Origin of the sequence: Legionella pneumophila subsp. pneumophila str. Philadelphia 1, from assembly GCF_000008485.1 — a bacterium.
GTDB classification, from domain to species: domain Bacteria; phylum Pseudomonadota; class Gammaproteobacteria; order Legionellales; family Legionellaceae; genus Legionella; species Legionella pneumophila.
The window spans coordinates 2,470,486-2,485,230 of the sequence record NC_002942.5 but is presented as its reverse complement, the minus strand read 5'-3'; the positions used below and the strand labels follow the sequence as shown (position 1 = coordinate 2,485,230).

Sequence of the window (14,745 nt, the reverse complement as noted above, 5' to 3'; positions counted from 1 at the left end):
GGAAGCTAAAAAGGAGTTGCGATTATTAGCAAAAGACAAAACCCGTTACCATTAAATAAATACTGGGAACACTTCATTCACGAGGCAGATATTGGAGTTCGTGGCATCGGACCTACTCTCCCAGATGCCTTTGAAATGGGAGCTTTGGCATTAACGAATGTAGTTGCAGATGCAGCCCTAATCAAGCCTTCTTTATCAATAAAAATACATTGTGAAGCACCCAATGAAGAAATTTTATTTACCGATTGGCTAAATGCCGTGGTCTATAATATGCAAATTCATAATATGCTGTTTCGTGAGTTTGATGTAAAACTCAACCGCTTCGTTTTGGATGCTGTCATTAGGGGTGAAAAGGTTGATCAAAAAAAGCATCAACCAGTTGTCGAGGTCAAAGGGGCCACCTATACTGAATTAAAAATATACAAAAATAATGGCATTTGGATAGCTCAATGTGTTGTTGATGTATAAACTCCTTAACAGGAATTAATGTGGTGAACAGTGATGGATTTAAGTCTTTTGAAAAAAATAAATGATTTTGAATGGCAAATACCGCAACATGGAAAGATGTTGGTGCCAGGAGTTATTTTCGCTTCAGAACAGCTGATTCTTGATATGGATATGAAAGTTTACGAACAATTATCTAATGTTGCTACTTTGCCGGGAATTGTTTCTGCTGCTTATGCTATGCCTGATGCGCATTGGGGATATGGTTTTCCGATTGGCGGTGTCGCTGCTTTTGATCCGGATGATGGAGGGGTTATTTCAGCAGGTGGCGTGGGTTTTGATATTTCATGCGGAGTGAGGCTCTTATCTACTGGATTGAAGCGAGATGAATTGGAGTCTGTCAAAGTTAGCCTTGCAGACGCTTTATTTACTCATATTCCAGCTGGAGTAGGTAGTAGAGGCGGCATTCATTTAACTATCAAACAGCTCGATGATATGATGCGAGGGGGTGCACAGTGGGCAGTAAAACAAGGCTATGGTGAAGCTGCTGATTTAGAGCGTATCGAGGATCGCGGTTGTGTGGAAGGAGCTATCCCTGATTTTGTCTCTGAGCAAGCTAAAAAGCGCCAGAAAAATGAAATGGGTACCTTGGGTTCAGGTAATCATTATCTGGAAGTGCAGGAAGTCAGGCAAATCTACTGTTCCGATACAGCAACAGCTTTAAATTTGCATGAAGGAGATATTGTAGTGAGTATCCATTGTGGTTCCAGAGGATTGGGGCATCAAATTGGTACAGATTACCTCCGTTCCATGGTTATTGAATCACAACATTATGGTATCAAGCTGGCGGATAGGGAATTGGCTTGTGCTCCTATTCATTCAAAGCTAGGGGAAAATTACCTGGGCGCTATGAGAGCAGGAATTAATTGTGCTTTAGCCAACAGAGAAATCATCACTCATTTTATGCGCAATGTGTTTCAGGATATTTTACCCCGCACTCAGATTGATCTAATCTATGACGTTTCTCACAATACTTGTAAAGAAGAATTTCATGAGGTAGATGGCAAGAAAAAGCGCTTATTTGTTCATCGAAAAGGAGCAACTCGTGCCTTGGGCCCAGGCCATCCACAACTACCTAAAGCTGTTTCTCATATAGGCCAGCCTGTGATTATTGGAGGGAGCATGGGAACAGGTTCCTATGTATTAGCAGGCGTCAAAGGTTCTGAGCATAAATCTTTTAGCTCGGCATGTCATGGAGCAGGTCGCGCTATGAGTCGTCATCAGGCAATGAAGAAATGGAACGGGAAAGACATAGTAGATAAATTGGCTCAACAAGGAATTTTAATTCGTAGCGGATCATACCGTGGGGTTGCTGAGGAAGCTCCGGGGGCTTATAAAGATGTTCATTCTATTGTCGATGCCGCTGAAATGTCGGGTTTGGCAAAAAAAGTTGCTAAATTAATTCCCATCATTTGTGTCAAAAGTTAACAATCCATTGTTTATTGAGGTGAAAGGAGCAGCTTATAATTGTAAGGAATTTGTAAAAAAAATGAACTCAAAATAATTTTCGATAAATTTTTAGACTAAAATTAGCTCAACAAGTGCGAGGAGATATCTATAATGAGTGCAAAACAAAAAGAGCTTGAGAGATTACTCGAATTAAAGAAAAAACAGGAAGAACAGCAAGTTTTAAATCAGAAGGATATGCTGGAGCGAATAAAGCTCGAGAATAAATATATGGAATTTTTGCAGATGACCAGCCAGCAAATGGAAGAAGAATTAAAGAAAAGAGGTCCTGTAAAAGAAGTTGAAGTGAAGGGTAAAGATATTGATCCCATTATTGCAGACTACAAAAAGCTTTATAGTAAGGAAAGTTGGTATAAAGAACCCGAAACGAAAGACGGAAAAACTCATTTGACTTTCCCGTCTCAGGAAGCAGCAGGTACCTTCTTTAAAGATCAGGCTGAAAAAAACAGATCTTTTATTGTTATTGACGCTGCAACCAATAAAGTGCTTGCCTATTCTAATGGCGATGGAAAACTATACAATGGGAATGGTAGCCTTTATCAAGGCGGTGACTTCAAGGCGTCAAAAGAGGATTTCACTAGCTTTAAAATGCCTGAAAGAGAAGAGCCTAAAATGGGTATGCAACTTTAATCTGCTTTGATTTAAATCGGATTTAGTGCCGATAATCATTTTATGATTGTTTTTTCTCTTTTTTAAATAAAAACCAGACTGACTTTTTTTGACGTTAATTGTCAAATATCATATCATGTAATCTGAAAAAGTTTAAGCTTTATCAAATATTACCAATTCTGGAAACTGTACCCAAATTTCTTGGGTATGGCTTGCCTTTTTCATAAGAGAAAAAACATGCTAACTATTAATAGAGAAAAATTTGAGGAAATTAAAAACCAGCTAAAAGAGAAACAATTAGTTTGCAATCAAATTGCGCAATGGAAAAAAACTCCGCTGTGGTTGAGAGAAATGACTCATCAGCCAGAGATTCCCCCCAATTTTTTAAACGAATTAAGACAGATTCGGGATGCTATTGTATCCTTTGAGATTGATAAAAATACCTTAGGTTTGGCAGTGTTTTATAATGAGTTGTATAAGCTTTTAGCTCCATCGTACAATGTATTAACACCAATTGATACCGATCATATGAATAATCATGTGCTTTTGCTTCAGAGAATTAGCAACTATGCGGGTAAGGTAGACGAGCATATAAAAAGTTTGTCAGCGAGTGAAGTAAAGCATTTGGATTACGCTGAGTTTTGGTCTCTGCTTAGTGAGACATGTTCTATTCAAGAGGTAGACAGGCGCAAGCAGGCAAAGGAAAAATTTTCCCAAAGTATATTCTTACGTTTGTGCCAGTACAATCCGAAAATTTACCTGGATGTTGCTACTCGTCTGGAAGAACCCGCTGAGCAAAGCAATACTTTAGATTTTTAAATGATTAGTTAGAGTAAGGCATGGGGAGAGCCTTGCTCTCATTAACTGATTTATTGTCTTTTGTACCATTTATTATCCTGGTTAATTTACCTGAAACAAAATATAACAAGGCAGCACAGAGTAAAGACCAAAGTCCCAATTGCTTAAATGCGGTTAGAAAATCCTGATTTGTAATTAGGGGGTCTACCGATTCTGATTGCACCATGGCATTGGAGAAATATTGGGAAAAAGAGGCTGCTACACCTATAACCAGCATCCAGGTACCCATTAAAATCCCTTGTAGTTTCGGGGGAGCTATTCTTCCAATTAATGCATAGCCAACAGGGCCAAGAAGTAACTCAGACATTCCTTGCAAGATATGATGGCCTATGATCCAGTATATGCTGATATACCCATAGGAATTTGAACAAATAATTCCAAAGATAAGGCATAAAAAGGACAGGGCTAAAAACACGAAGGAACAGGAAAATTGCACAGGAGCAGAGACATGAAAACCTTTTGCTTTTAATTTGTTAATGAGCATGGACATGATTGGTGCTCCGAAAATAATGACCACGGGATTAATATTTTTTATCCATTGAGTAGCCAATTCAAAGCTGAAAAGATGCTTATCCACATTATTTTTGACAAAAAGAGTTACACCCATTGGGCCAGTTAGATAAATCATCCAAAATAAAACCGAACTGATTGCCAAAATTAAATATGCCATCATTTTTTTCCTGTCGGAGGAGGATTTTTGTTTTAGCCCCAGGATAAAGATAATAAGAAACATGAATAAACAGGTAATTATTACCAATCCATTACAAAAGTTTGCAAATTCAAAACATACCCGCATAAAAGGAATAAGGAATGTAATGAATGCTATTGCCAGAATATTTTTTATGAAATACCAGTTTCGTTTAGTGAGATTGGGTAATGGAAAATTTTTATCGCCAAGGTAGGCCCAGTTTTTAATAATAATCAATAAAGCAATGGAGTTAGTCAGGATGCTTGCATAGAGCAAATATTGATACTGGTTGGAGTAATCAAAAAAACCGCAGGCTATATAACCTATGCAATAACCGACATTCATGCCGGCATAACTGAGAAAAAATGCGCTTTCCCTGCGATCATCTTGTGGTATGAAACATTGAGTAAGCATGCTGTTGCTGGAAGTAACATTCAAACCAGAACCTACCATAAACAAACTTAAGCCTATGTTAAGCAAGGAAGGATTTGCTTGCGCTAAAAAGAATAAACCCATATTTTGAATAAGAATAGTTGTAACAAATAGTAGTCTGTTACTTATAAAACGGCTTCCGATGACACCGCCAATTAGTTGAAAAATATAGCTAAAACTTAAAAACAGGCCCACTATGCTATTGGCTGATAAATTGGCAATTCCAAGTTGTTTGGTAATAAAAAGTGCGAGCGAAGAATATTGAACAGCGTATGAAAAAGTTGAAAATGCCTGAATTAAGCAGAGCGCAGCAACTCCATGCGGCATTTCCCGAATTATTTTAATCATCAAACATTTTGGCTGATTTTATGAGAATAGACTTTACCATCAATAATCAGTTGCCTTCAAGAATGTAACAACCTGCCATTCAATTTCTTTCCAAACTTTACTTTAGTAAAATTAGGAAAGAAACGTTGATTAAGCTTCGTTTATCAAACCTGTTTGAATTGTATAGGTTATTTTATTTAAATGATTCCGCAGAATATTTTTTCTGTTGAGAGTCAGATTTCTCTATATGATGAGGCAATCCATTCGCTGCATCGGTATCAAAAAACCTCAGGGAACAGGGTAATTCTATTGTGGGTTCTTTTTTAACAAAGCAAAAAAATGTTGCTTTAGCAACATCTGTTGCAGGTTAACAATTCATTAGGTTTTTTGCAGAATTTGCTACAATTAAAATTCAGGAAGAAGCCAATTAAAGGAGATAAAGGTGAAATCTATTGCGAATAAGGAAAATGAGGTGGCAATAATTCATAAGCTCATTGAAGAGTATGCCAATGCAGCACGCGATAAAGACATTGATAAAATCATGTCTTACTATGCACCAGATATTCGTTCTTTTGATGCAGTTTCACAGCTTCAGTTTAAGGGAGCTGATGATTATAGAAAACATTGGCAAACCTGTCTTTCATTCTGTCCGGGACCTTCAGTATTTGAAGTACATGAGTTGGAAACTTTGGTTGATAATAATCTGGCGGTTTCCTATTATTTGACTTATTGTGGTGGAACGAACGAAAAAGGTGAAATGCAAGGAGGTTGGATGCGAGGTACAATGGTACACTGCAAAATGAATGGAAAATGGAAAATCATGCATGAGCATTATTCTGTTCCCTTTGATATGAAAACAGGAAATACTTTATTTGATTTAAAACCATAAGATGTGATTCTATTCAGTCACTACGTAGTTAACTAAAGTATAGGGTTTATTGATATGAGTCTCAGGATATTGTCTTTAAGCGATGTAAAGCAGAGCATCACCATGCATCAGGCAATCAGTGCTTTGGAAAGCGCATTTATTCAATTGGCAAATAACACGGTGAAGTTGCCCTTGAGAACGGGTGTTACCATTGAGGAAGAAAACGGATTAATGTTGACTATGCCGGGTTATCTTGCCCAAGAAAAAAGCTTAGGCTTAAAAGTAGTATCCATTTTTCCTGAAAATTTGACTAAAAATAAACCTACTATCACTGGTTTTATTATGTTGCTTGACGCAACAACAGGTGAAGCTAAAGTATTAATGGATGCTGCTTACCTCACCTCCTTAAGAACGGGCGCTGTTTCAGGACTGGCGACAAAATATTTTGCACGCGATAATGCGACTCAGGTCGCGATCATTGGGTCAGGTGCTCAAGCGAAAACACAACTTGAGGCAGTTGCTTCTGTGCGAGATATACAACAGGTTTTTGTTTGGTCGCGCAATATTAAAAATGCCGAAAAATTTGCTAACGAATTCGAAGATCAATTTGATATGACAATTTGTCCTTCTGTCGCCATGGCAGTGAAAGATGCCGATATTATTTGTACAGCAACCAATAGCACAGAACCACTGATTCATTTTGGAGACATTTCGCCACATGCCCATATTAATGCCATAGGCTCGCATCACCCTTCAATGAAAGAAATTAGCCATGATGTGTTAAGCCGAGCAGTGGTGATTGCTGATCAGTTAGACGCTGTTTTAGCTGAATCAGGGGAAATCATTAGTGCAGTAGAGCACAATCATTTAAAAAAGGAATTGATTATTGAAATCGGTCACTGGCTATTACAAAAAAATACTGACTATAAAGATAAGCTTACAGTGTTTAAATCCGTTGGTTTGGCAATACAGGATTTAAGTGTTGCTGAAGCAGTTTATCAAAATGCATTGAAAAATAATCTTGGTGAGATCTTTTCTATTAGTTAGTCAGGGCAACATTTATGAGAGTGAGTATAAATGAGTCATCCTGGGAAAAAGAAAATACTTTTTTCAATTTTATATTCCTTACGTCATCTGATTGCTCTACTGGTTATGTCAGTGGGTATTTATTTAATTAAGACAGTAACAGCAATATTGTATCTTCCCTCTGATTATTCAACGCTCCCACTTTTGTCTTTGTGCGGTGTCTTGTGGTTATCCAATGATTTTTTCTTACGTTTTATATTAGTTGTTAATTTTATTATCAAGCCATTTTTTCTCTATTTAGGAGTTTTATTTTGCTTTTATTATCTGCATAAAAAATGTTGTTCATAGATGCGGACTTCAAGTCTCAAGTCCGCAGCAATTCTTTGATAAAAGCATTCCACATCAATACTGTTGTACAGCTAAAAAGAACTGATCATTGAAAATTATTGATGCCTTGATATCACTCATCAAAAAATTGAACTTCTCCTGTCTCAAGCTGATATAAACCACCAACAATTGCAATTCTTTTTTCATCAAGCAATTGATGTACGATATTACTGCGTTGTTTAATTTCATTCATAGTATGTTTTACATTCAGGCTGGTAACGCAATTCAAAAATTCTGGGCTATGAACATCGTGTTTTGAATCCAGCTTTTTGGCTTCTTGAATCACAGGGCTGATTTTATTCAGTAGATTTGTCAGGTTGCCCAATTTGACACCATCACAAGCTCCTTTAATTGCTCCACATTGAGTATGGCCGACAACTGCAATCAGTTTCACACCTACTACCTGACATGCAAATTCAATGCTGCCCAAAATATCATCATTTAAAATATTACCGGCAACTCGAATACTGAAAACATCGCCAAGGCCTTGGTCAAAAATCAACTCCGCTGGAGTACGTGAATCCATGCAACTTAAAATAACAGCAAATGGAAATTGTCCTTGTGACGTCTCATTAACTTGCTGGAGCAAGTTGCGATTTAACTTAAGATTATTAACGAAACGCTTGTTACCTTCTTTTAAGAGCTCAATAGCTTTCTCTGGAGTAATTGCTTGTTGTTGTTCTTTGGTTAAAGTCCACATGATTTAAATTCCTATTAATTTAACTTGAATATTTTTGGTTTTTGAATTCAATATGAAATTTTGAATGACTTCTTTAATATCATGATCAATAATTTTAGAGCGAGACCCATCAATAACTACCTCGGCACCTTCTGGTATATTTTTTAATTCGTTGATTATACTTCCTTTGTTTAAAAAAGTTACCTCTTCTGCCAGTTTAAGGCAGTATTGGGTTTTGTTTTTGCCACGGGTTTTAATCATATCATGTGAATTAAGAAAGTGATGTCGCAAGATAATAAAAATAGCTAGTGAAAATCCTAGTGTAATTCCGAAAAGTAAATCGCTAAAAATAATCCCAATAATTGTAATCATAAAGGGTACAAACTGTTCCCATCCCATTTTATACATTTGTTTGAATAAAGCCGGCTTGGCTAACTTATAGCCTATAATAATCAAAATACTAGCTAATGATGCAAGTGGAATTTCATTGAGTATTTCTGGTATGCTGATGACACAAATAAAAAGTAATAAGCCATGTAAAATAGCGGACAGCTTGGATTTTGCTCCAAAAGCGACATTGGCACTACTACGCACAATAACCTGTGTAATCGGTAGTCCGCCAATCAAGCAAGAGAGAATATTTCCTACTCCCTGGGCTTTTAATTCACGGTCTGTAGACGTTACTCTCTTGTAGGGATCCAGTTTATCAACGGCTTCTACGCAGAGCAGTGTTTCCAAACTGGCGATTAGGGCAATGAGGATTGCTATTTTGTATATTTTCAAATGAGTAATTAGCGAAAAATCTGGCAGTGTTAAATAATTAAATAATTCGGATGCTTTGTTAAATTTCGGCAGTTGAACCAGTTCCGATGGATCAAGGGAAAAACTGGTTAATCGGTGTTCATAAAACAAGTTCAAAGCAATTCCCAGGATGACCACGACAAGGGGGCCTTGTATCATTTCAAACAGTTTGTGTTTTTTTACCAGCTTCTCCCAAAAAATCAGGGTTAAAAGAGAAACAATGCTGATAATAACAACCTCAGGATTAATATCATCCAATGCTTCTCTGATGTCATTAATATCCAATTCACCATCCGACATACTCAATAGAAGTGGCGTGACGTCGTGCCCTAATAAATGAGGAATTTGTTTTAAAACAATAATAATACCGATTCCCGTGAGCATGCCTTTGATTACGGAGGAGGGAAAATAGTAAGCAATAATTCCACCTCGCAGAAAACCTGCAATTAATTGCAATATTCCAGCAATTACCCCAGCTAACAAAAAAGCTTCCCAGCTGCCTAATGTCTCTACAGAGGAAATGACTATTGCTACAAGTCCTGCTGCTGGCCCGCTCACTCCAAGCGCTGAGCCGCTGATAAACCCTACGACTACTCCACCAATAACACCAGCAATAATTCCTGAAAAAAGAGGAACATGTGAAGCTAATGCTATGCCCAGACACAAAGGTAAAGCCACAAAAAAAACAACAATGGATGCTGGTAAGTCGTGTTTGAGATGAGCAAATAAACCATGCTTCATAATGGCCTCGTATTTAGTTATCCGCTTGAACTCCAGGAAAGAAAAAGTGCTTTTCTTAAATAAAAATACAGTTTATCTTATAATTTTATAGTAAAATATCATTTTAATTTAATAAGTTGCAAAGATGTACAGAAACCTCTGAGGTCAGAGTAGATTTTTATCCAACTCTAACTTTTCCCTTGGCCCCCTCTTTCTATTGAATTAAAGAGGATACTTATATGGGCACATTGCTCATAGATTTCTGGCAATAAATCAGCTTGCTTTTTTAATGTCTATTAATTTACCTTTGGGTTTGGATACCTCCTTACGTGGCATTGTAATGGTGAGAACCCCATTTTTTATCTGAGCTTTGATGTCTTCTTGATTAGCGTCTTCTGGAAGTGATAACACGCGTTGAAATGAGCCATAAGCGCGTTCGATTCTATAGATGTCTTTGTCTTTTTTTTCTGACTCATGTTTTTTTTCGCCCTTGATGATCAATGTGTTATCGCTTAATTCCAACTTAATATGATCTTCTTCCACGCCAGGCACTTCTACTGTGATGGTATATTCCTTATCAGTTGCTGCAATATCGATACAGGGTTTAAGCAACAGATTTTGGGCTGAGTTAGAGGGTGTTTTTTCTATATCCAGATTAGAAATCCCAACGCTTCTTAAGACATTATCAAATATTCTATCTATTTCTTGATGCAGTTGGCTCAGAGGAGAAATGCAGCTTTGTCCAGTGGTACTAAGCGGTACGCTCTTATTTTGAGCTTCTTCCTCTTTAAACCAATTCCAGGGAGCAAGTTTTTTAATGTCCATAGTCGTAACCTCCATTAAATCTGGGTTAAGTCAATTGAGTTATTGCTATTATTAGACTTATCTGGTTAACATCAAATTAATCATTGCCAGGCGAAATCTGGCTATTCTATCTAAAATCCGTGCCGGATTTTCCATATCCCCCGGCACATTATTTTAATTGGAAATTTTTTTCTTGCTTTCCGGTTCGAGGGTTTTGCCTTTTTTATTGCTTTCTTGATCAGAAATACTCTTGATTGGAATGATGCGTGGTTTCGCTTCTTCCGGTATTTCACGAATCAAGCCAATAGACAATAGCCCATTTTTTATTTCAGCGCCTGTTACTTGCATGTGATCTGCAAGTCGAAAGGTTTGTTCAAAAGCACGCGTCACAATGCTGCGGTGTAAGTATTCAGACTCCTTGGTTTCTTTTTCTTGAATGCGGCCACTAACCGTTAACTGATCATTTTGTACCATGATGTTCAGATCACTCTCCTGAAATCCTGGGACAGCCATTGTGATCGTATAACTGTCTTCTCCATGTTTCTCAATGTCATAGGCCGGATAGGCATAGGTTGAATCATCGGCATTTCGCATCGATTCAAACAAATCATTGAATCGTTCAAAACCAACGGAATGCCGTAGTAACGGGGTTAGTGATAATGAGGTAGTGTTCATAATATATCTCCTTAACTTTGAGGCCAAGATTAATATTAACCGAGCACCCTACTGGCTGCTCCACGTCTCACAATTGAAGTGTAAAACCCTATGTAGTTGTATGTTTAAATAGGGTCAATTAATAAAATTTCAAGTAGAAAAATGACAGATTTTTATAGTCTAAAAAGAAAACATGTGCTGAATAGCAATTCTTTCCATAGGTCGAAATTAGAATAGTAAAATATTTGAAAAATTAACTAGTTACCTCCAAACTATTAAACAGTAGAATAAATTAAATTATCCGATAAATTTTCACGTTCGTAAGGGATTTGTAGATACAGAATAAGGAATCTTTTTATGCCAAAACATCTCTTCTATGGTGTATTTCTTATTTTATTGAGTATGAAAGCCTACTCTCAGGATGCTGTTAGCAGAGATATTGCAAAGCGAACCGAATCCATTGAAAAAAAGGGTATTGTCTATCACAATGTTATTGATTGTGATTATAAAATCTCACCTGAAATTTCTCATATTGATTCGAATATCATTTTAAATTGGGCTGAATATGCGGCTATTCTGTCTTTTAATTTCAATTTTTCGTCTATTGAGGACCAATTAAATCAATTGCACTCTTGCTATACTGAAAAGGGGTGGGGGCAAATGCAAAATGCTTTACATAAATCAAATAATATAGAAACCATTAAAGCAGAAAAATTAAAAGTAAAGGGCTATAAAGATGGGGAGGCTCAAATAATAGAGGCTTTGGATAATCGATGGAAAATTATATTGCCCTTAAAAGTTGTTTATGAGAATGATAAAAAAAGAGTGACACATTTTCTTAATGCCTATCTGACCATAGGCTGGAAAAATAAAGATAGTTTGGGGATTATGCAAATGATTGCTATTCCTCGTCTGGCGCCACTAGCTCAGAAGGTGACGCCAGCTGATGAGGTAATTAAAAGTATGGGCATAATACTGGCTGAGAGAAAAAAGGCCAGTTTAGATAGTGCAAGAAAAATAACAGATTCTTTTTTTGTGTTTTTATTTTCAAATCATGGAGAATGTTCTAAAGGAAATCTTGCTTTGAGTAACAGGGCTTCGCAAAGAGCGGCAATTATTCAACCAATGCCAAACTTAAATCCCACTCATAATCTTGTGAGAATGCAATCATTTGATATGCCTGAATCTGCAAAAACTCCATATCTTGCTTTATCCCAACAGAAATCCCTTGTTAACGATTCTGATTCTAACAAAAGCACTCTGAGTGATTTTGGCAACAAAAGTCGAAAACTCTATCCAAACTGGTTAAGCCAGATCGGTTTGCATTCTTCTAAATTACAACTTAATTCATTGATTACTCGAATTAATCCCTTGCCCTTATGGCGTGCTTTTTCTCAATATCAACAATCCATAAGAGATAAATCAGATAATATTGAGGCAATCAATAAGCAAAAGCCGATTTTAAGTGCTCAGATAGAAGGAGAGCCCCAGTTTATAGAGGTTAAAGAAAATCAATGGGATATTAAATTACCTATAAAAATTGTTTATCAAAAAGACGATGAGAGAATCACTCAACGCCTTGATGTTAATTTAGCTTTAGATCAAAAGATGATAAATCACTTGACGGTAAAGAATAAGAGCCTTGACTCTAACAGGGTGTTACAATCTTTAAAATCGATACTGGCCTCATCTTCTCTTCAGCTATCACCTCAATTGTTCCTCGGCTCTCAAAACATTCAACTCAAACAACCGGAGCAATCAAAGCCAAAAGAAACGGTTTCTTGTCACTATAAAATCCCTGAAGAAACTATAAAAACAGATAAAAATATTATTTTACAATGGGCTGAACACGCCGCAACACAATCTTTTGCTTTTGATTTTACTTCTATTGAGTCGCAGCTAAATAAATTACAATCATGTTATACAGAAAACGGATGGATTGAGTTTAATTCTGCCATGATGAAATCAGGGAATATCGAGGCAATTAAAATGCAAAGACTCACTATGACTAGTGAAGTTAATGGGGTAGCAGAGTTCATTGAAACCAGAGAGAACCATTGGATTATAGCATTGCCCTTAAAAGTCACTTATAAAAACGATACCATGCGAGTTTCTCAATTACTGAATATTCAATTAACTGTAGGCAGGAAAACCAATGGTGAGTTTGGGGTTATTCAATTGATCGCTACTTTGGATCCTTCTTCTCCTCCTCCTTCCTAGGTTTTTTCAAATGAATATAAATATTTTTTGAAGCGCATAATTTCTAATACTATGACTATAATGAAAACATATCAATGTGGTATAAAAACCATAGAAAAGACATGGTAGAAATTAATGACTTCAATCAGTGAATGGTGGATGTGGTTAGGTTTTTTAGCATTTGTGCTCATTATGCTGTTTGTTGATTTGTTTGTGTTTGGGGGAGGAAAAGCTCATCGCGTTTCCACAAAAGAAGCTTTATCCTGGACCATATTGTGGTTCACTCTGGCTATTATTTTCAACTTTCTTCTATGGTGGTATCTTGTTGAGAATTTTACTTTTTCAGTGGCCAATGAAAAAGCCCTTGAATTTTTTACGGGTTATCTGATAGAGAAGTCTTTATCGTTTGATAATATTTTTGTTTTTCTTATTCTCTTTGAGTATTTTGCAATACCGGCTAAATATCAACATCGTGTTCTAATCTATGGTGTGATAGGTGCCATCGTTATGCGTCTGATTCTTATTTTATTAGGGATATGGATAGTGAATCAATTTCATTGGATTCTTTATATTTTTGGATTTTTTCTGATGATAACGGGAATCAAGATGTTCATTTTTGCTGATAAGAAACCAGAGCTCGCAAAAAACCCCATACTACATTGGATGCGAAGCCATTTGCGAATTACCCAGGAGTTACATGGTGAGCGATTTTTTCTCAGGAAAAATCAACTTGTCTACGTAACGCCTCTTTTTATGGTGTTGGTTCTTATTGAAATCAGTGATCTGATTTTCGCTGTGGATAGCATTCCAGCGATTTTTGCCATAACCAATGATCCTTTTATTGTATTCACTTCTAATATATTTGCAATTTTAGGATTACGCGCTTTATATTTTCTGCTTGTGAATATGCACAAACGATTTTATTTTCTCAAATATGGGCTTGCTTTTATTTTAGTATTCGTGGGCTTTAAGATGCTTATCGCACCTTGGTTTAAGATACCGATTTTCATTGCTCTGGGTATTGTTATGGCAACTTTGGTTTTTTGTATTCTATTCAGTATTTGGCATAGAAAAAATGAAGTAACCTGAGTGGATGCTTTTCAGTGTTTCAAGACCTCTTTTTGTTTAAAACTTGAACAATTATGAGGTTTTGCCATAATTAAATAGTTAGGGCTTACGAAAAGCCCCAAGGTCAAGGCAAAAAATGTTTTTAATGAGGGAGTTTAGATAAGCTAAATGAACAAATTGAAAGCAATTTTTAACAAAGAAATTGGGTTTTTTCGCAGGTGCTGATAGTACGATTCCAAGGAGGTGAATCATGAAATCTTTAAGGATGGCAGGGGTGCTTTTCCTCTTTCTTTTTAGTTTTGTATCAATTCATGTTTATGCTGCGCCGAATACGGGGGCATCGAATGCTGAAATGAAAGATGTCTGCCAGTTGGCAGGGGGAACTTTTACCTCAACAATCGAAGGCAATTGGGCTTGCTGTTGGGATAACTGGGGATGCTATGGATGTGTCCAGGGAGTTTGTAAGATGAAATGTCATACCCAGCGTTGTCGTAGAGCCAATGGCCAATCTGCTGTATTGCAGCCAGGTGAGGTCAAGATAAAAGGCAAATTTGGAACGGATATTGTGGTACCCAAAGTTTCAACTCAGCCTTCATCATCAAACCCTAAACAAATAAAAAATAATAATACTACGGTTAACCAGGCTCAGTAAAA

General features: G+C 36.7%; 14 protein-coding genes. 9 read left to right on the top strand and 5 right to left on the bottom strand.

Annotated features, from left to right (window positions below; all coding sequences use genetic code 11):
• Positions 1-21: 21 nt before the first annotated feature.
• The 4 genes from LPG_RS11060 to cegC4 (LPG_RS11045) all read left to right on the top strand — a co-directional run bounded on the left by LPG_RS11060 (position 22) and on the right by cegC4 (LPG_RS11045) (position 3,399).
• Positions 22-468 carry an archease gene (locus LPG_RS11060; protein WP_306294292.1) on the top strand — a complete coding sequence of 149 codons (447 nt, stop codon included), beginning with the start codon at positions 22-24 and terminating at the stop codon, positions 466-468.
• Positions 469-501: 33 nt separating this feature from the next.
• Positions 502-1,932, top strand: a complete 1,431-nt coding sequence (locus LPG_RS11055) for an RtcB family protein (RefSeq protein WP_025862418.1) — start codon at positions 502-504, stop codon at positions 1,930-1,932.
• A gap of 132 nt (positions 1,933-2,064) precedes the next feature.
• On the top strand, positions 2,065-2,601 hold the full coding sequence (cegC4, locus tag LPG_RS11050; RefSeq protein ID WP_010947909.1) for a Dot/Icm T4SS effector CegC4: 537 nt from the start codon (positions 2,065-2,067) through the stop codon (positions 2,599-2,601).
• Positions 2,602-2,766: 165 nt separating this feature from the next.
• On the top strand, positions 2,767-3,399 hold the full coding sequence (gene cegC4, locus LPG_RS11045) for a Dot/Icm T4SS effector CegC4 (protein ID WP_010947908.1): 633 nt from the start codon (positions 2,767-2,769) through the stop codon (positions 3,397-3,399).
• Between the two features lie 4 nt (positions 3,400-3,403).
• Here the strand turns inward: cegC4 (LPG_RS11045) and LPG_RS11040 are convergent, their stop codons facing one another.
• A complete protein-coding gene (locus LPG_RS11040; RefSeq protein ID WP_015444184.1) occupies positions 3,404-4,906 on the bottom strand; it encodes a peptide MFS transporter in 1,503 nt (500 codons plus the stop codon).
• Between the two features lie 421 nt (positions 4,907-5,327).
• Here LPG_RS11040 and LPG_RS11030 point away from each other — a divergent pair, with 421 nt between their 5' ends.
• Positions 5,328-5,774: a YybH family protein gene (locus tag LPG_RS11030; RefSeq protein ID WP_015444185.1), complete on the top strand. Its 447-nt coding sequence runs from the start codon at positions 5,328-5,330 to the stop codon at positions 5,772-5,774.
• 54 nt (positions 5,775-5,828) lie between these two features.
• Positions 5,829-6,800 carry an ornithine cyclodeaminase family protein gene (locus LPG_RS11025; RefSeq protein ID WP_010947905.1) on the top strand — a complete coding sequence of 324 codons (972 nt, stop codon included), beginning with the start codon at positions 5,829-5,831 and terminating at the stop codon, positions 6,798-6,800.
• 439 nt (positions 6,801-7,239) lie between these two features.
• On the opposite strand, the gene LPG_RS11015 is transcribed toward LPG_RS11025, so the two are convergent.
• The 4 genes from LPG_RS11015 to LPG_RS11000 form a co-directional block, all read right to left on the bottom strand.
• A complete protein-coding gene (locus LPG_RS11015) occupies positions 7,240-7,866 on the bottom strand; it encodes a carbonic anhydrase family protein (RefSeq protein WP_010947903.1) in 627 nt (208 codons plus the stop codon).
• A 3-nt stretch (positions 7,867-7,869) separates the two neighbouring features.
• Positions 7,870-9,387, bottom strand: coding sequence for a SulP family inorganic anion transporter (locus LPG_RS11010; protein WP_015444186.1), 1,518 nt, complete (start codon positions 9,385-9,387; stop codon positions 7,870-7,872).
• Positions 9,388-9,639: 252 nt separating this feature from the next.
• Positions 9,640-10,191 carry an Hsp20/alpha crystallin family protein gene (locus LPG_RS11005; RefSeq protein WP_015444187.1) on the bottom strand — a complete coding sequence of 184 codons (552 nt, stop codon included), beginning with the start codon at positions 10,189-10,191 and terminating at the stop codon, positions 9,640-9,642.
• Between the two features lie 153 nt (positions 10,192-10,344).
• Positions 10,345-10,845, bottom strand: coding sequence for an Hsp20 family protein (locus tag LPG_RS11000; RefSeq protein ID WP_015444188.1), 501 nt, complete (start codon positions 10,843-10,845; stop codon positions 10,345-10,347).
• A 336-nt stretch (positions 10,846-11,181) separates the two neighbouring features.
• Here LPG_RS11000 and LPG_RS10995 point away from each other — a divergent pair, with 336 nt between their 5' ends.
• The 3 genes from LPG_RS10995 to LPG_RS10985 all read left to right on the top strand — a co-directional run bounded on the left by LPG_RS10995 (position 11,182) and on the right by LPG_RS10985 (position 14,743).
• Entirely contained in the window at positions 11,182-13,044 is a 1,863-nt protein-coding gene (locus LPG_RS10995) for a DotI/IcmL family type IV secretion protein (protein ID WP_010947899.1), read from the top strand.
• Between the two features lie 114 nt (positions 13,045-13,158).
• Positions 13,159-14,112 carry a TerC family protein gene (locus LPG_RS10990; protein ID WP_010947898.1) on the top strand — a complete coding sequence of 318 codons (954 nt, stop codon included), beginning with the start codon at positions 13,159-13,161 and terminating at the stop codon, positions 14,110-14,112.
• A 229-nt stretch (positions 14,113-14,341) separates the two neighbouring features.
• Entirely contained in the window at positions 14,342-14,743 is a 402-nt protein-coding gene (locus tag LPG_RS10985; RefSeq protein WP_010947896.1) for a hypothetical protein, read from the top strand.
• Positions 14,744-14,745 lie beyond the last annotated feature (2 nt).